This is a genomic window from Leifsonia sp. TF02-11 (genome assembly GCF_017565305.1).
Lineage (GTDB): Bacteria > Actinomycetota > Actinomycetes > Actinomycetales > Microbacteriaceae > Leifsonia.
The window spans coordinates 1-16,088 of the sequence record NZ_JAGEKP010000043.1 but is presented as its reverse complement, the minus strand read 5'-3'; the positions used below and the strand labels follow the sequence as shown (position 1 = coordinate 16,088).

The 16,088-nt window shown below is 65.5% G+C and carries 17 protein-coding genes; 11 read left to right on the top strand and 6 right to left on the bottom strand.

The genetic code is table 11. From position 1 onward, the window contains the following. Window positions 1-437 precede the first annotated feature (437 nt). The 4 genes from trxB to JNB50_RS24730 form a co-directional block, all read right to left on the bottom strand. Entirely contained in the window at window positions 438-1,421 is a 984-nt protein-coding gene (gene trxB / locus JNB50_RS24745; RefSeq protein ID WP_021765552.1) for a thioredoxin-disulfide reductase, read from the bottom strand. Continuing rightward, window positions 1,418-2,080, bottom strand: a complete 663-nt coding sequence (locus tag JNB50_RS24740) for a three-helix bundle dimerization domain-containing protein (protein ID WP_039924270.1) — start codon at window positions 2,078-2,080, stop codon at window positions 1,418-1,420. The genes trxB and JNB50_RS24740 overlap by 4 nt, the downstream gene beginning before the upstream one ends. 5 nt (window positions 2,081-2,085) lie before the next feature. Continuing rightward, on the bottom strand, window positions 2,086-2,499 hold the full coding sequence (locus JNB50_RS24735) for an arsenate reductase ArsC (RefSeq protein ID WP_021765550.1): 414 nt from the start codon (window positions 2,497-2,499) through the stop codon (window positions 2,086-2,088). An 88-nt stretch (window positions 2,500-2,587) separates the two neighbouring features. Beyond that, window positions 2,588-3,484, bottom strand: coding sequence for a metalloregulator ArsR/SmtB family transcription factor (locus JNB50_RS24730; protein WP_021765549.1), 897 nt, complete (start codon window positions 3,482-3,484; stop codon window positions 2,588-2,590). A 30-nt stretch (window positions 3,485-3,514) separates the two neighbouring features. On the opposite strand from JNB50_RS24730, the gene JNB50_RS24725 reads away from it, so the two are divergent. Further along, the gene (locus tag JNB50_RS24725) at window positions 3,515-3,823 is read left to right on the top strand and encodes a hypothetical protein (protein ID WP_021765548.1); all 309 of its coding nucleotides are present in this window, start codon (window positions 3,515-3,517) and stop codon (window positions 3,821-3,823) included. Here JNB50_RS24725 and JNB50_RS24720 read toward each other — a convergent pair. Next, window positions 3,820-5,130 carry an NAD(P)-binding domain-containing protein gene (locus JNB50_RS24720; protein WP_021765547.1) on the bottom strand — a complete coding sequence of 437 codons (1,311 nt, stop codon included), beginning with the start codon at window positions 5,128-5,130 and terminating at the stop codon, window positions 3,820-3,822. The genes JNB50_RS24725 and JNB50_RS24720 overlap by 4 nt on opposite strands. 85 nt (window positions 5,131-5,215) lie before the next feature. On the opposite strand from JNB50_RS24720, the gene JNB50_RS24715 reads away from it, so the two are divergent. Then, on the top strand, window positions 5,216-5,569 hold the full coding sequence (locus JNB50_RS24715; RefSeq protein ID WP_021765546.1) for a helix-turn-helix transcriptional regulator: 354 nt from the start codon (window positions 5,216-5,218) through the stop codon (window positions 5,567-5,569). Between the two features lie 23 nt (window positions 5,570-5,592). On the opposite strand, the gene JNB50_RS24710 is transcribed toward JNB50_RS24715, so the two are convergent. Beyond that, window positions 5,593-6,261 carry an ArsR family transcriptional regulator gene (locus JNB50_RS24710; protein WP_039924259.1) on the bottom strand — a complete coding sequence of 223 codons (669 nt, stop codon included), beginning with the start codon at window positions 6,259-6,261 and terminating at the stop codon, window positions 5,593-5,595. Between the two features lie 47 nt (window positions 6,262-6,308). Here JNB50_RS24710 and JNB50_RS24705 point away from each other — a divergent pair, with 47 nt between their 5' ends. The 9 genes from JNB50_RS24705 (at window position 6,309) to JNB50_RS24665 (ending at window position 16,026) form a co-directional block, all read left to right on the top strand. Continuing rightward, window positions 6,309-7,037 (top strand): MIP/aquaporin family protein, encoded by a 729-nt coding sequence (locus JNB50_RS24705; protein ID WP_179603907.1) that lies wholly within the window; start codon window positions 6,309-6,311, stop codon window positions 7,035-7,037. A 13-nt stretch (window positions 7,038-7,050) separates the two neighbouring features. Beyond that, entirely contained in the window at window positions 7,051-8,436 is a 1,386-nt protein-coding gene (locus tag JNB50_RS24700) for an FAD-dependent oxidoreductase (RefSeq protein WP_021765543.1), read from the top strand. Further along, window positions 8,433-8,843: a low molecular weight phosphatase family protein gene (locus tag JNB50_RS24695; protein WP_021765542.1), complete on the top strand. Its 411-nt coding sequence runs from the start codon at window positions 8,433-8,435 to the stop codon at window positions 8,841-8,843. The genes JNB50_RS24700 and JNB50_RS24695 overlap by 4 nt, the downstream gene beginning before the upstream one ends. Before the next feature lie 33 nt (window positions 8,844-8,876). Further along, window positions 8,877-9,371: a GNAT family N-acetyltransferase gene (locus JNB50_RS24690; RefSeq protein ID WP_021765541.1), complete on the top strand. Its 495-nt coding sequence runs from the start codon at window positions 8,877-8,879 to the stop codon at window positions 9,369-9,371. Window positions 9,372-9,423: 52 nt separating this feature from the next. Continuing rightward, window positions 9,424-9,960 (top strand): hypothetical protein, encoded by a 537-nt coding sequence (locus JNB50_RS24685; protein WP_051337076.1) that lies wholly within the window; start codon window positions 9,424-9,426, stop codon window positions 9,958-9,960. A gap of 358 nt (window positions 9,961-10,318) precedes the next feature. Continuing rightward, window positions 10,319-10,561: a three-helix bundle dimerization domain-containing protein gene (locus tag JNB50_RS24680; RefSeq protein ID WP_155829193.1), complete on the top strand. Its 243-nt coding sequence runs from the start codon at window positions 10,319-10,321 to the stop codon at window positions 10,559-10,561. Between the two features lie 447 nt (window positions 10,562-11,008). After that, complete coding sequence (locus JNB50_RS24675; RefSeq protein WP_168688430.1) at window positions 11,009-11,866, top strand: ArdC-like ssDNA-binding domain-containing protein; 858 nt, start codon at window positions 11,009-11,011, stop codon at window positions 11,864-11,866. A gap of 334 nt (window positions 11,867-12,200) precedes the next feature. Continuing rightward, on the top strand, window positions 12,201-14,924 hold the full coding sequence (locus JNB50_RS24670) for an AAA family ATPase (RefSeq protein ID WP_247597253.1): 2,724 nt from the start codon (window positions 12,201-12,203) through the stop codon (window positions 14,922-14,924). Between the two features lie 643 nt (window positions 14,925-15,567). Then, window positions 15,568-16,026 (top strand): hypothetical protein, encoded by a 459-nt coding sequence (locus JNB50_RS24665; RefSeq protein WP_039921959.1) that lies wholly within the window; start codon window positions 15,568-15,570, stop codon window positions 16,024-16,026. Window positions 16,027-16,088 lie beyond the last annotated feature (62 nt).

The window sequence follows — 16,088 nt, the reverse complement described above, 5'->3', positions numbered from 1 at the left end:
AGCGTCGAAAGCCCGGCACGGAAGCACCGGGAACGAGCTACGATCGGGCGGCGGAAAGACACACAAAGCTCTGGGAACAGCGCCGCCGGGGGCGGCTCCTCCCGTCGTTGCCCGAGCGGTATCGCACGAGGGGGCCATCCAGTCGATCTCCGACGCCCGTCACCGACTTATTTCTCCGAGATCGGCTGGTCACAACGGCACCGGTCGACCACCGAGGCGGGAGTATCCCTTGCGCGAGCGGTTCGATGGCCGGCCGACCCGAACGGCGCGGCCATCGAACCATGCGCGCTGACAACCGGCTGGGGGGAGGCGGCGTCAGATGCGTGCCACCATACCCGGAGGTTCGCTAAGAATCCACCAAGGTCAGGGCCGCCATGAAAGCTGCCAGCCTTAGTTGACCTGGATTAGGGGACTTCCGAAAGAGTTCGCGTTCTCCATCACGGGTGCGCGAGCTCATCCGCGACCGCGGTCTGCGCCTGGGCGTGCGTGCCCAGCCCGTGCGCGGCGAGATAATGCTCCGCATCTAGGGCGGCAGCGCAGCCGGTGCCCGCTGCTGTGATGGCCTGCCGGTAGCGACGGTCGACGAGGTCGCCGCACGCGAATACGCCGGGCAGGTTCGTCTCGGTGGTCGGATGCTGAACCTTCACGTAACCGTCGGCGTCCAGATCGATCTGACCCGCGACCAATGCGCTGCGCGGGTCGTGACCGATCGCCACGAACAGGCCGGTCGCATCCAGGGTGCCCGGCTCGCCCGTGACGGTGTCGCGAACAGTGAGCCCGTTCAGCTTGTCGTCACCGTGGGCTTCGGCGATCTGGGTGTTCCAGCGGATACTGATCTTGGGGTTCTCTTGCGCCCGATCCTGCATGATCTTCGATGCGCGCAAGGCATCACGCCGGTGGATGAGGGTTACCGAGTTGGCGAACCGGGTGAGGAACATGGCCTCCTCCAGCGCCGAGTCGCCGCCGCCGGCGACCGCGATGTCCTGATTCTTGAAGAACGCGCCGTCGCAGGTGGCGCACCAAGATATCCCGTACCCGGAGAGCCGATCCTCTCCCTCGATGCCGAGCTTGCGGTGCGCCGACCCCATCGCAAGGACCACGACGTGTGCCTCGTACACGGTTCCGCTTCCGGTGGAGATCGTCTTGATCTCGCCCGTCAGGTCGACCGCGGTCGCATCGTCGTAGACGAGCCGGGCGCCGAAGCGCTCGGCCTGCTGCCGCAGGCTCTCCATCAGGTCCGGGCCCTGGATGCCGTCAATGAAGCCGGGAAAGTTCTCGACCTCGGTGGTGTTCATCAGCGCCCCGCCGATCTCGACCGAGCTGGTCAGCACGATCGGGTCAAGGCCGGCGCGGGCCAGGTAGATCGCGGCGGTGTATCCGGCGGGGCCGGAACCGATGACGACGACGTTCTCGACGCTCACGCGGGCGTGACCTCCAGGCTCTTCAGCAGCTCGCGCACGTGCTGCTCCACCTCGGCTCGGATCACCCGCACAGCCTCGACCGGCTGGCCCTGCGGATCAGCGAGCTCCCAATTCTGGTAGCGCTTGCCGGGGTAGATCGGGCAGGCGTCGCCGCAGCCCATCGTGACAACGACGTCTGCGGCCTGCACGACATCGTCGGTCAGCGGCTTCGGGAACTCGCGACTCATGTCCAGCCCGAGCTCCGCCATCACCTCGACCACAGCTGGATTCAGTTCGTACGCGGGCATCGACCCCGCGGAGCGGACGTGGACGCGTCCTCCGGAAAGAGACTCGGTGAGGACCGCCGCCATCTGTGAACGCCCAGCGTTCTGCTCACACACGAACAGCACCTCTGGCCAGATCACCGGCAGCGCACCCTTCGCTTGCGCCAGGGCGGTCAGCCGCTCCGTCGCGAAGTGGATCGTGCGCGTCGTCAGATGCGCCTTGACCTTCGCGGTGCGTAGCAGCGCGGTGTAGGACTCGAGGACATACCGCTCCACCGTCTCCCGGTTGAACACCCCGTCGAACTTGGCGGCCAGATCGTCGGCGAGCCGACGCAGGTACGCCTCCGGATAGGCCAGCTCAGGCTGGCTACGGCGCCCCGTTGCGTCGATAGTCATGATCGTCACACCACCGCGGGCAGGAGCTCAGCGAGCAGGTTCTCGACGCGCTGCTTGATGTCGTCGCGGATCGGGCGGACCTCGTCCACCGGGCGCCCGGCGGGGTCGGTGAGCTCCCAGTCCTCGTACCGCTTCCCCGGGAAGATCGGGCAAGTGTCGCCACAGCCCATCGTGATCACGACATCGGACTCCTTCACCGCAGCGGTGGTGAGGATCTTCGGCTGCTCGCCCGCGATGTCGATACCCTCCTCGGCCATGACCTGAACCGCGACCGGGTTGATCTGGTCCTTCGGCTCCGAACCGGCGGACAGTACCTCGACGCGGCCTCCGGAGAGCTCACGCATGAACCCGGCGGCCATCTGGGAGCGGCCGGCGTTGTGGATGCAGACGAACAGGACGGTGGGCTTGGTATCAGTCATGGTTCTCCTCGGTTCTCAACGATCTTCGTTAAGCATAGATGTAGGTCAATGCTTTTTCCAGTCGTCTATCGCCGAATTCGGCAATCGTTCACTTTTCGATCCGCTCGAGAAGGTCGCGGACGCGACCCTCGATGTCGTTTCGGATCTCGCGGACGCGGGCGATCGGTTGCCCGACGGGGTCGGGGATGTCCCAGTCCAGGTATTCGCGGCCCGGGTAGATGGGGCAGGCGTCACCACAGCCCATGGTGATCACGTAGTCGGCTGCGCGGACCGCCTCGTCGGTGAGCGGCTTGGGGAACTCGCCGCCGAGCGGGGTGCCGATCTCGTCGAGCACGGTGACGATCGTGGAGCGCACGGCCTCCGCCGGCTCCGAGCCGGCCGTACGGACGATGACCCGGTCGCCGGCGAGCTGGCGCAGGATCGCAGAGGCGAGCTGGGAGCGGCCGGCGTTCTGCACACAGACGAACAGCACCTCCGGCACGGTGTGGGTGGTTTCGTCGGCCCGTAGGAGCGCGTCGAGCCGATCGATCGTGAAGCTGCTGGTCTGGGACGCTCGGGTCGGGTGCGAGCCCGCACGCTCGCCCAGCATCCGGTAGCTGTCCTGCACGTACGAGCTGACGATGTCCGGTGCCAGTACCCCTCGGTATCGCGTGGTCAGGTCGGCGACGATGCGCTCCAGCGCCGCCGCGTCGTCGCGTGTCTCGCCGTCGCGGACCAGGTTGGCGACGCGGTCGAGCTGGGAGGGCGTGATCGAATACCACGCCGTGCGGCCGATCTGTTCGCGCTCGACCAGTCCCTCGTTCTTGAGCATCCGCAAGTGGTGAGACACGGTCGGTTGCGTGAGCCCGAGGGTCTCGGCCATGCGGGTCACCGACCCCCGGCCCTCCTCGGAATCGAGGATGATCCGGAGGAGGGCGGCGCGGGTGGGATCGCTGATGCGCTTGAGGCTCTGCAGGTCCGGGCTAACCGCTTGCGCTCCGCTCATAGATGGGAGTCTATGCGCGAGAATTGTGCAATGAACGTAATCGTGCTCCACATCGATGACTGCCCGAATTGGGTAGAGGCGTCCGACCGAGTTCGAGCAGCTCTTGACCTCGTGCGGCCGACGGCGCATCTGGAGACGCGAACGGTGACCACCCCCGACGAAGCAACGGTGCTCGGATTCGCGGGCTCGCCCACGATCCTTGTGGACGGACAGGATCTGTTCGACGGCATCCCCACCGACGCTCTCGCCTGTCGCGTGTACCGGACGCCAGAGGGCCTTGCGGGAGCTCCGACGACTGGAATGATCATCGAAGCCCTCCGCGAGAAGGGCACTGCTTAGGAGCAGCAGGACGACCCGCTCGCGCCGGTCGAGCACACGCCTGTGGCCGGGAGCACCAGTTGCACGTTGCGTGCCGACGCGATGTCGCCGGCGAGGTAGGCGGTGATGGATCGGACCTGCTCGTATCCGGTGGCGAGGAGGAACGTCGGGGCGCGTCCGTAGGACTTCATCCCGGCGAGGAAGAAGTTCGGCTCGGGCTGCTGCAACTCGGCGAACCCGTGGGGCTCGACCGTGCCGCAGGAGTGGATGTTCGGGTCGATCAGCGGCGCCAGCCGGACGGGAGCCTCCACGATCTCGTCCAGGTCGAGCCGGATCTCGCGCAGCATGTCGAGGTCGGGCCGGAACCCGGTCGCGTTCACCACGATGTCGGTGTCGTGCTCGACCCGCTCGCCCGCTCGCTGGCCGATCAGCTTGACGCCGTTCTCGGTTGCGGCGAGGCGAAGGATTTCGAACCGGTCGATCTGCTGGATGGCGCCGGTGGCGATGAGACGGTCGACGCGCTTGCCGATAGCGGCGCGCTCGATCAGCTGGTCGTCATCCGAGGTGGTGACCCGGACGGCGCTCGCATTGCGGATCAGCCAGGTGATCCGCGTTTCCGGCACCTCACGCTTAAGGGCGGCGAGGTTCAGGAGGGTGTTGGCGGCGGAGTGTCCAGCGCCGACGACGGTGACGCGCTTGCCGGCGAACCGGGCGCGCTCGCGCCCGACCACATCCGGCAGCGCGTGCGAGACGTGCCCGGCGACCGCCGGCAGCCCGAGAGGGTCGAGTCCGGACGAGGCGAGGCTGTTCGGGGTCAGGTAGGTGCCGGATGCGTCGATGACGGCGCGGGCCGTGACCTCCCGCACGCCGTCCGCATCGCTGATGCGCAGCAGGAAGGGGGTGTCGGCGCGGCCGGTGCTCCGGGTGCGATCCATGCCCTCGCGACTGACGTCGGTGACGGTGACGCCGTAACGGATGTGCGGACGGATCGAGTCGATTGCAGCCAGCGGCGCCAGGTAGTCATCCAGGAACTGGCCGCCGGTGGGCAGCTGCTTCTCGTCGGGACTCGCCCACCCTGTTTCAGCCAGGAGCCGAGCGGCGGCCGGGTCCACCAGCATCTTCCACGGCGAGAAGAAACGGATATGCCCCCACTGGGAGACGGTGTGGCCGGACGTGTCGCCGGTCTCATAGATCTCGAACGGGATGCCCCGTTCGACCAAGTGGGCGGCGGCCGCGAGCCCGATCGGCCCGGCGCCGATGATCGCCACCGGGAGCCCGTCGAGGCGGCTGCTGCGGATCGTGGGGACGGTCAGGTCGACGAGAGTCATCCCTCATTCTCCATTCATTGAAGGTTTTCGATTTACAGTGTGCCTGCTTCATCGAAATCTGTCAATGTACGGCTAGACTAGTCGCATGGCCGTTCTCGAAGCACTCCCGATCACACCCGTGAACGCCTGCTGCACTCCTGTGACGAGCGAGACCCTCTCCCTCGACGAGGCGGAGTCGATGGCGGCGGCGTTCAAGGCTCTCGGCGACCCGACCCGACTTCGCCTGCTCTCGATCGTGGCCAACTCGGAGGGCCAGGAAGCGTGCGTCTGCGATCTGACCGAACCGATCGGGCTCAGCCAGCCGACGGTGTCACATCACCTCAAGCTTCTGCTCGACGCGGGCTACATCACCCGGTCGAAGCGTGGCACCTGGTCGTACTACAAGCTCGTCCCAGGAAGCCTGGAGCGCGTGTCGAAGGTCCTCACGACAGCGCTCTAACCGAGTGGCCCGACCGTCGTGCGCTATGCGCTCCGCGTCAGGTGTGCGGCGAGGGAGCCGACCCGGCGTGCGATCTCGTCGAAGGCAGCCTCGAACGCTTTCGAGCTGCCGTCCGGCACCGGATCGGGAATCGACCAATGAGCGTCGCCGTACCCGAGCTCCTCGTGCGCTCGGTCACAGACCGTGACGACATAGTCACCAACCTCGACGACATCCGCGTACAGCTTCGGTCGTCCCGCCAGAACGACACCATGTCGCGCCGCGACCTGCACCGCACCCACCGCGACCCCGGGCGCCGGGTGCGTCCCCGCGGAAAGGGCCGGGACATCGCTGGAGCGCGACCAGAGCGCCTCCGCCAACTGAGACCGCGCCGAGTTCGCCGTGCACACGAACACGACCCGACGCGCGGCATCATCCGCAGACGGCCCCAGCGCAGTGAGCGCGGCCGGCCGCAGGCGCACGTACGTCCTGCGGCGATCGCCCTCCGAACGCTCGCGCACGATGATGCCTTCACGCTCCAGGACCGCAAGGTGGTGCGCGAGCAGATTGGTGGAGACCGCCAGCTGCGCGACGAGCTCTCCCGGAGTCAGATCGCCGAGCACGAGAAGGTCCACGATTCGCAGACGCAGGGGATCCGCCAGAGCCGCGTGCAACGCGGCTCGCGTCTCCAACGGATTTCGCCCAGTGTTCATTACCTCAATGTTGACTGAGGTATCTCCTACCGGTCAAGATGAAGCCAATGAACACGCGCCTTCTCTCTCGCCTGCTCGCCGAATTCCTCGGAACCGGACTGCTCGTCACGGTCGTCGTCGGCTCCGGGATCGCCGCCAGCCGCCTCTCTCACGACACCGGCCTGCAGCTGCTCGAGAACAGCATCGCCACCGCCCTCGGCCTCGCCGTGCTGATCCTCTTGTTCGGCCCCGTCTCCGGAGCCCACTTCAACCCGGTCGTCTCACTTGTCGACTGGATCGTCGGCCGCTCCGCCCGCAACGGACTGACCCTCGCCGAGGCGGGGGCATACATCCTCGCGCAGGTCGTCGGCGCCATCGGCGGAGCCCTACTCGCCAACGCGATGTTCGAGCTGCCCACGCACGTCGCCACCACCGAGCGGGTCACTGCCGGGACGCTCATCGGCGAAGTCGTCGCGACGGCCGGGCTCATCATGCTGATCCTCGCGCTGGCGCGATCCGGCCGCAGCGCCGCTGCCGCCCCCGCGATCGGCGCCTACATCGGCGCCGCCTACTGGTTCACCAGCTCCACCTCGTTCGCGAACCCCGCCGTTACGATCGGCCGGATCTTCTCCGACTCGTTCGCCGGGATCGCCCCGGCGTCCGTCCTCCCCTTCATCGCCGCCCAACTCGTCGGCGCCGCCATCGGCGTCGGACTCACCCTGGCGCTATTCCGCTCGGAGAAGGTCTTGGCCGAGGCCGCAGCGGACGTCGTCATCCCGCAGACCACCGATCGCTGAACGGAACCATCCCATGCATCTCGTCGCCATCGGCGGCAGCGACGCCGGAATCTCCGCCGCGCTGCGCGCCCGCGAACTCGACCCGGCGACTGACGTCACCGTCGTCGTCGCCGACGAATACCCGAACTTCTCCATCTGCGGCATCCCGTACTACTTCTCCGGTGACGTGCGCCCGTGGCAGTCGCTCGCCCACAGGACCCACGCCGACCTCGAGGCGACCGGGATGTCACTCAGGCTCAACACACTCGCCACCGGCATCGACGTCGCGGGTCAGCGATTGAACGTCCGGGCGGCGGACGGAACCGAGTCCGTGATCGGCTACGACGAGCTGATCGTCGGCACCGGCGCGCTCCCCTCGCACGCGGGCATAACCGGACTCGACCAGCTCACCCCCGCCGATGGGCTGCACGTCATCCACTCGATGGGCGACACCTTCGCCCTGGACCGCGACCTAGAAGCACGCGACCCGCGCACCGCGATCATCATCGGCGCCGGCTACGTCGGTCTCGAGATGGCCGAGGGATTCAGCGCGCGCGGCATCGACGTCACCGTCCTGCAGCGCGGACCCGAAGTCCTCTCCACCCTCGACCCGGAACTCGGCTCCTCCGTCCACGAGGAGCTGACCAGCCACGGCGTGCACGTGCGCACCCGCACCGTGGTTCGCTCGGTCGAGAAGGACACCGACGGTTTGCTTGTCCGCGCCGACCACGACGGCCAGCCCGTCAACCTGCGAGCCGACATCGTGCTCGCTGTTGTCGGTGTCCGCCCGAACACTCAGCTCCTGGAATCCGCCGGAGCCACCCTCGGCGCCGGCCGCGCGGTCGTCGTCGACGAGCAGATGCGAACCGGCCTGCCCCACGTCTACGCGGCCGGCGACGGGGTCGTCACCCACCACCGGCTGCTCGGGGTCACCTATCTCCCGCTCGGGACGACCGCGCACAAGCAGGGACGCGTGGCCGGGGAGAACGCAATCGGTGGCGACGCCCGCTTCGCCGGCTCGGTCGGAACACAGGTCGTCAAGGTCTTCGACCTCGTCGCCGCGCGAACCGGTCTTCGCGACCACGAAGCGCACGCCGCCGGCTTCCAGAGCGTCACCACCCAGACCACCGCCGACGACCACAAGCGCTACTACCCGGGCGCCCAGCCGATCAGCATCCGCATCACCGGAGACGCCGACAACGGACGCCTCCTCGGCGCTCAACTCGTCGGCCGCCTCGGCACCGAGACCGCCAAGCGCGTCGACACCTACGCGACGGCGCTGTTCGCCGGCCTCACCGTGCAGCAGATCAGCGACCTCGACCTCTCCTACACGCCGCCACTCGGCTCACCGTGGGATGCCGTCCAGGCGGCGACCCAAGCCTGGACACGAGCCACCATCGAAACCGAGATCACGGTATGAACGACGCCCCCACCGTCCTCTTCCTCTGCACCCACAACGCCGGCCGGTCGCAGCTTGGATCCCACCTCTTCCGTCGCGTCGCCGGCGATCGCGCCCACGCCACCAGCGCCGGCACAGCACCGGCCGACGGGCCAAGCCAGCCTGTGGTTCAGGCTCTCGCCGAGCTCGGTATCGACAGCTCCGACGCGCAGCCTCGAGCGGTGACGGTAGAGGACCTTGCGGCCGCTGACATCGTCGTGGCCATGAAGCCCGGGCTCGAGCTCCCCGGCCCTGTGGCGGGTCAGTTCGTGCAGTGGGAGTTCCCCGACCCGGCGACCTGGGACCTCGACGGCGTTCGGGAGCTCCGGGGCACGATCTTGGTGCAGGTCGAGGAGCTGGTGGAATGGGTGGCACCCGCTGAAGAATGATCCGGTGACGACTCTGGGAAGCACGGCAGCCGAATGATCATTCGCACGCTCACGCTCGCGGACTGGTCCGAGGTCGAGCGGATCTACGTCGAGGGGATCGCGACGGGCAACGCCACGTTCGAGTCGGAGCCTCCATCGTGGGAGCAATTCGACGCGAGCAAACTGCAGGTTGGGCGACTTGTCGCGGTCGATGAAGGCGGCGTCGCCGGCTGGGCAGCCGTGTCTCCGGTCTCCTTACGCGAGGTCTACCGGGGCGTCGTCGAACACTCCGTGTACGTTGCCGACCGCGCGCGCGGCCACGGACTTGGACGGCTGCTCCTGGACGAGCTGATCAACGCGTGCGACAACGCGGGCATCTGGACGATCCAGTCGAGCATCTTCCGCGAGAACACCGCCAGCCTCCGTCTCCACGAGCAGGTCGGCTTCCGAGTGGTCGGACATCGCGAACGCATCGCCCTGATGACCTACGGGCCGTGGGCCGGGCAATGGCGCGACACCATCCTCATCGAGCGGCGACGGGAACAGTAGTCCGCACCCCCTTGCGCAGCGCTACCCTGAGCGCACCGGAGGGAGGCCTCTCATGCGCACGGAACCCCTGCTCGGACTGGACGTAGCCTCGCTCTCCGCCGTCTTCCTCGCCCTGCTCGGAATCCACGTCGCGGCGGCTCTGGTCGCAATCGCGAGTGGGCTGGTTGCCATGTTCAGCCGAAAAGGCTCCGGCCGGCACGTTGTCAGTGGCCGGTTCTACTTCGGAGCGATTCTGATCGTCTTCGCTTCCGCGTGCGCGATGTCCGCCTTCCGGTGGCCCGCCGATCTGCCCCTTGTTGCGGCGGGTGCCGTCGCTGCCGTCGCGGCCTCCTTCGGGTTCATCTACCGTCGGCTCCACCGACCCGGCAACGCTCCACACATCATCGCCATGGGAGTCTCCTACGTCGCCATGCTGACCGCGTTCTACGTCGACAACGGACCCCAGCTCCCCCTTTGGCGCCTGCTGCCCTCGTGGTTGTTCTGGTTTCTTCCCGCGATCGTCGGGGCTCCGCTCATCATCCGCGCCGTGCTCAAGCACCGCCACCTCAGTTCCGACAGTGACAACCCGAGTATCAGGAATCCCGCGTGACGGGTCGCCGTGCCAGTGTGCCAACGCCCAGGTCGCTGGCCGCGGCGGTCGTCACGGAAGGAATCAGTCGAACCCTCAACGAGAAACGTCAGCGCGGTCTCCGCGCCAGAACACAGCTATCCAAAAACCGCAGCGCCGACACACGTACACGTCATTGCGCTCACCAAGCGCGTGAACCTGACGCCGGAGCCGCTCCCGGCCGCAGCAGGAGCACTCCACTGACTCATTGGTCGACATAGTTCACGATAACTCCGTGACACCGCTCCCGGTATGCGCGCAGATTTCTTCGCGGGTCACCGTCCTGGGCGCTTAAAGCCGTATCGTGCGTGGTGGTTGTCGGCGTGAAACGCTCGTGTTCGTGTTCACCTTCCTGTGCGACACTCGGCGCGTGGCGAAAGACGTATCCGACGAAGACACCATCCAGCAGGTAACTGAACGCCTCCAGGCGAAGTTCCCGGACATGTCCCGGGAAGAGATCGAGAACGCCACGCGCGCCGAGTTCGACGACTTCGTCGGCCGACCGGTGAAGGACTACCTGGCCATTCTGGTTGAGCGCTCTACGAAGAAGAGGCTGAAGAAATCGGCCAACGCGAAGGACTGACTGCCGAAACCCGTCAGCCCGGGGCCGATCTACCAACTTCCTCCTTTGCTGCCTGCCTTGTCCCTCCCGTGGGCGTCAGACACATGGATCATCGGCAGCGCTTGAGTTCAACGCCGCCCTAAGTCGCCATCCCATTTGCCGTCTACCTGCGTGATCGGATCGCACAACTCAGGGGACGTTGATAGAGCTCGCCCACGCAGGGTTGACTCAGGTACGAGTTTCTGCGCGGAGCCGACTACGTCGGCGCGAGCCGTGTCTTCTCCCCGCTCCGGCCTGCGATCGTAACGGCCTCCGGCTGCTCCGCGACCGACCCTCACTATTTGCAGACTCCGTCGCTGCGCTCCTCCACTTAGCAACCGCTCCTGCCGGTCACTGCTCAGCCTCCACCCGTTCTTGATCTTCGTGCCGGGACGGCGAGAAAGACGAGTGGACAAAGGAGCAACCGACATGACGCACACGACCATCACCCGATCCGCGGAGGCACGCCAGACGGAAGCAGAGGCACTGCACGCGTCGATCCTGGAGCAAGTCCAACAACTCGCCGACAGCGGCCAGTGGCGGGCATTCCTCGAGTTCGCCCGCTCCTTCCACAACTACAGCCTGAACAACCTCCTGCTGATCCTCGCCCAGAACCCCGACGCGACCATGGTCGCCGGTTTCCGGCAATGGCAGGCCAAGGGGCGCCAGGTCCGTAAGGGTGAGAAGTCGATCAAGATCTTCGGATACCGCGAGCGGAAGACCGAGACCGCTGCCGACGATGAGACCCCAGCCGACGACGAGCGTGTGGTCCGATACTTCCCGACTCTGTCCGTATTCGACATCGCACAGACCGACCCGATCGAGGGAGCCGACCCGGTCCCGAGTGATCCTACTCACCGACTCGTCGGCGACGACGACCACGGAGTCATTGCTCCGCTGACCGCTCACCTTGAGTCCCGGGGATGGAGGGTTAGCCGCGAACCGTTGGCCGATGCGAGCGGATACACGGACCCCGAGACGCTGCGCGTGATCCTTGCGGAAGGTATCAGCGTCGAGCAGTCCGCGAAGACTCTGATTCACGAGACGGCGCACATTGAGCTCCGCCATATCGACAGCGTCGAGGAGTACCGCCTGCACCGCGGACGCATGGAGGTCGAGGCTGAGTCGGTCGCCTTCGTGGTCGCAGGCCTGTGCGGCTTCGACACCAGCGCGTACAGCATCGGCTACATCGCCGGATGGAGCGACGAAGACGTCACCATGATTCGCGAGTCGGCTACGCGAGTCCTCGCGGCGGTTCACGACATCGTGGGGATGCTCGACCAGTAATCGCGACCGGACGAAAAGAACCCCGACCCAACTTGAGTGGGTCGGGGTTCTTTCGCGCTCGGGGGCGCGAAGTGCGGGCCGGCGGAAGAGGCGGCAAATGTTGAGCGGGAGAGATGGCCGTGACAAGAAAAGGACGAGACGAAGGGACGAGAAGCAACGAATGAAACCAAGGCGAAGGAGACCAACGAGAGAACGAGACCAGAAACGAGAGAGAACGATAAAGACGACAAGCCAAAGGGAAAAGAGCGAATGCACGTAGGCACTCTTCGAGTGTGCGCGCTCCGTGCGCGCCAAAAAGCGCGCGTAACCGGAAGTTCTAAGTGTGAGAGGTGGAGTGGCGCGCTGGAAGCGCGGGCAGGCGGCCCAGGGGGTCAAGCAGGCGGTGCACTACGCGTTCGGCGGCGTCTGCGACGCGACGCTGACGGCCAAGACCGCCGATGGCGCACTGGCCGCCGCGGGCTATGCGGACGCCGTGATGACCCGGTACATCGTTGAGAACGGCGCGATCCGTGACGACCTCCTCACCCGGTCCCAACTGAAGGATTGGGTCGATGGTGTCGACCCTCTGACGGGTGAGCGTCGGGGTCGGGATCTGGAGTCGCCGGTCGCGGATCTGATTTTGGATGCGACGATCAACGCACCGAAGTCGTTCTCGATCGCGGCGATGCTGGACCACGAGTTGGCGGCAGCGTACGAGGATCTGCAGGACCGGTTGCGGGACCGGATCATCAAGCTGTGGCAGACCGAGCTCAACGCCCGCCGCGGAAAGCAAGGTGCTATCCGAGAAGACCTCGCCCGCATCGAGGTCGTCGAGTTGCGACACGAACGGTCCCGCTCACTGGACCCTCATAAGCACCGCCACCTGTGGCTGAACGTCAAGGTCGAAGGACTCGACGGGAAGTGGTCCAACGTCGACACTCGCGTCGCGCTCCGGTTCCAGAACATCGTGAACGCCGAAGGCGACCTCGCCTGCAAGACCGACCCAGCATGGGTCGCTGCTCTCGCGTCGAAGGGCTTCACGCTGAATTCGGACGGGGAGATCGCGCAGCTGCAGCATCTGGTGCGGCCGCTGTCGAAGCGGTCCGCTCAGATCGAGTCCAACAAGGCTGCCCATCTTCGCCAGTGGAGGGAACAGCACGCGGACGAGGAGCCATCCGCCTCCGTCCTGAACCAGATCGATCAGTGGGCATGGGCGGCTGGCCGGCCGAACAAGCCGGGGCAGCTGGACGAGAACGATTGGGCGTCCGTTGTACTGACCGAACTCCTAAACGCCGACCCGCAACTCGTACAGCCACGAGGCGCGAAGGTGGCGCGCCCGATCGCCATCGAGGACCTGGACATCGAGCTTCTAGCGGCCAAGGCGATCGTCGATGCGGACGGTCGATCGACCGGGACGGGAGGACGATTCAGCGACATGGACGTCCGGGCAGGAGCCATCCGAGCGATCGCAGCATCAGGCGTAATCAATGATCGGACCCAGCTAGGTGTGGTCGTCGACGAAGTTACTGCCTACGCCGCCAGCACATACACGGTGACACTGCTGTCAGAGGCCAGCACTCCCCCACACATCAAGAGCCGGATGGCCATTGCCACTGCAACTCTCAAGGCCACAGTCGCGCATCGCACAGAGTCCCTCGCTACGCCTGGCACCGTGCCTTCCGTAGGGGAGATGACCGAAGTAGCGAAAGCCATAGATCCCAACCGCGCGCTGGACGAAGGGCAACTGGAGGGCGCCTCCTCGATCGCAGGTTCCGACCGAGTCGTGACGATCTCCGGTGCCGCTGGCACAGGCAAGACGACGATGCTCAAGGTGGCCGGAGCGGCTCTGCGTCGTGGCGGTCGAGCCATGATCATCGTCGCGCCAACGAAGAAGGCTTCCGCGGTCGCTGGACGCGAAACCGGGAGCGAGTCGTCATCTCTCCATCAGTTGCTATACGACTACGGATGGCGATGGATCAGCAATCCAGCCGGTGCCACCGAGTGGTCATGCCTAACGATCGGCGAGCTCGATCCGTCGACGGGTATGCCCTACGTCGGTCCGCGCATCGGCGTTCGACCGGGAGACCGTATCGTGGTTGACGAAGCTGGAATGCTTGACCTCGAGGCAGCGAACGCCCTGCTCGACGTCGTCGCCCGCACCGGCGCTTGCGTCGCCCTCGTCGGAGACCAGCATCAAGCTCTTCCGGTCGGTCACTCGGGCGCCATGGCCCTCTTCTGGCGACGCGCAACCCGCCAGGTCGAGCTCTTGACTATCCATCGATTCAAAGACCCAGCGTGGGCCAACCTGAGTCTTCGACTTCGGCAACCAGATGACCTAAAGGAAGCCGGTCATACGGCCGACGAATTGATCAACACGGGACACGTAGTGCTCTCAAACAGCCAGACTGACGCGCACGATGCCCTCGTAAGTGCCTGGTTTGAAGCCTCCCGAGAGCGACAGTCCATCGCCATAGTCTCCGCGACCCACGCCGAGGCGCAATCGGTGAGCGAGGCCATTCAGGCTCGCCGGATCTCGGTCGGCGAGGTCGACACCAGCGCAGCCGTTTCGGGTCAGGCCGGACAGGCGATCTTTGTCGGCGATGTCGTCCAAACGCGACGGAACGACAGCACGATGGACGTACAGAATCGCCAGAACTGGACGGTGAAGAACGTGACTGCGCAACATGTCATGTTGGCGTCCGCAAACGACTCGACAGATCTGCGAATGATCGATCACGAGTATGCAGGAACCCACCTCCACTTGGCATACGCCACGACCGTTTACGGCGTGCAGGGCGAGACAACGGACCGATCTATAGTCGGCCCTGGCGTCGACGGCGCCGGCCTGTATGTAGGAATGACGAGAGGCACGTCCAGCAACCTAGCGGTAGTCGTAGCTCCCACCGAGGCGTCGGCTCGGGCTCAGCTAGTCGAGACCATGCAACGGCAACCTGTGGAGGAGACGATCGAGATCTCTAGGGCCGCCGCACGAGCCGAATTCAACCGCGCGGCTCGTTCTCAAACGGGGCCCGCTACGAGCGTCTCGCCTCTCAGCTCTACAGGCCGTGCCCTGCACTAACCGGAACAGCTATCCCACAAGTCCACTCGCGAGTATCTGCCGACCAACAGCATTCGCGCCATCCAAAGCGCCCGTTCGTGGGTCGAAACGAAGCAGACCCACCGTTAGATTGTCTGCTCGGTCTTGTACCGTTGGGAAAACACCTCCCCTGAGGAAAACAAGTGATGAGCGGCCATCAACCGACCCGACGGCTGCAGCGCGCTCGACAACACCAAGGTCAAGATTTCCTCTGCGGCTTTGAACCCATGCAAGATACCGCGAGCTGTACAAATCACAAATGTCGGTGGCGGAGCCTTCCGCCACAACAACGTCGACTGCGCCCAGGTAGGCCATCCACTGGCGGCAGATCTCTACCGCTTCGCGTCCGGTAGCTCCGGACGGCGCTGGCGCTGGCGCATCGAGACTCATGTCACCAGTGTCCACCAGACCACGGCGGTTGGTGCGGTTCCGACCGGAAGGGCCATCCCCGGCAGCCGACCTTGGGAGCCAATAGCATCGATGAGTGATACCTTCGCTTCTCCCGCTCGCGCCCTTACTCATCTACTGGCACCCGGAGTGACGATGCGGCCATCCGTCCGATCATTTGTCCCAAATCGATCCGGCGCTTCCGCCTTCGAGGTCCATTCGAACCTAGGATTCGGCTGTGGACTTCTGGCAGCAGTTCTGGGCGACAATGTGGGGCGCGCTCGCGGGTGCGATCGTGGCCGGCGGGGTGACCGTGTTCGTCGCGTGGAGGAGCTGGGCGGTCTCGAGAGACTCCCAGTACCGGGACCGCTTCGATGATGCGTTGAGTGGCCTATTCAGTCACATCCGAGACCTTGTAGATAAGAGCTTTCGCGACTCGACTGACGTGATCCGAGTTAATTGGCCGCCGAAAGCTAGGGGGCTGCTAGTCGAGGTCGATCGTGTGCACATGCTCGCGCGGGGCCAAGACGCCCACATGATGGTTTTCGTTGGCAAGGTCGTGTACCGGCTGCCGAGACGTTCACACACTTGGATCGTTGCTAATCTTCCGGACCTGGTCGCATCCCTCCGAATGTGGCGAACCGGTGAAGTCGGCTTTGCAGAGACGATGCGCGCAGTCGAGAGCTTGGACGGATAGCCCTTCGCTCGATGCCGAGCAACCCGACCCTTCACTGCTTGCCCCCCCCCCCCCCCCCCCCC

Coding starts and splice junctions, on each gene's coding strand:
- JNB50_RS24740 (WP_039924270.1), bottom strand. CDS start 2,080: ATGACTATCGACGCAACGGGGCGCCGTAGCCAGCCTGAGCTGGCCTAT.
- JNB50_RS24735 (WP_021765550.1), bottom strand. CDS start 2,499: ATGACTGATACCAAGCCCACCGTCCTGTTCGTCTGCATCCACAACGCC.
- JNB50_RS24730 (WP_021765549.1), bottom strand. CDS start 3,484: ATGAGCGGAGCGCAAGCGGTTAGCCCGGACCTGCAGAGCCTCAAGCGC.
- JNB50_RS24725 (WP_021765548.1), top strand. CDS start 3,515: ATGAACGTAATCGTGCTCCACATCGATGACTGCCCGAATTGGGTAGAG.
- JNB50_RS24720 (WP_021765547.1), bottom strand. CDS start 5,130: ATGACTCTCGTCGACCTGACCGTCCCCACGATCCGCAGCAGCCGCCTC.
- JNB50_RS24715 (WP_021765546.1), top strand. CDS start 5,216: ATGGCCGTTCTCGAAGCACTCCCGATCACACCCGTGAACGCCTGCTGC.
- JNB50_RS24710 (WP_039924259.1), bottom strand. CDS start 6,261: ATGAACACTGGGCGAAATCCGTTGGAGACGCGAGCCGCGTTGCACGCG.
- JNB50_RS24705 (WP_179603907.1), top strand. CDS start 6,309: ATGAACACGCGCCTTCTCTCTCGCCTGCTCGCCGAATTCCTCGGAACC.
- JNB50_RS24700 (WP_021765543.1), top strand. CDS start 7,051: ATGCATCTCGTCGCCATCGGCGGCAGCGACGCCGGAATCTCCGCCGCG.
- JNB50_RS24695 (WP_021765542.1), top strand. CDS start 8,433: ATGAACGACGCCCCCACCGTCCTCTTCCTCTGCACCCACAACGCCGGC.
- JNB50_RS24690 (WP_021765541.1), top strand. CDS start 8,877: ATGATCATTCGCACGCTCACGCTCGCGGACTGGTCCGAGGTCGAGCGG.
- JNB50_RS24685 (WP_051337076.1), top strand. CDS start 9,424: ATGCGCACGGAACCCCTGCTCGGACTGGACGTAGCCTCGCTCTCCGCC.
- JNB50_RS24675 (WP_168688430.1), top strand. CDS start 11,009: ATGACGCACACGACCATCACCCGATCCGCGGAGGCACGCCAGACGGAA.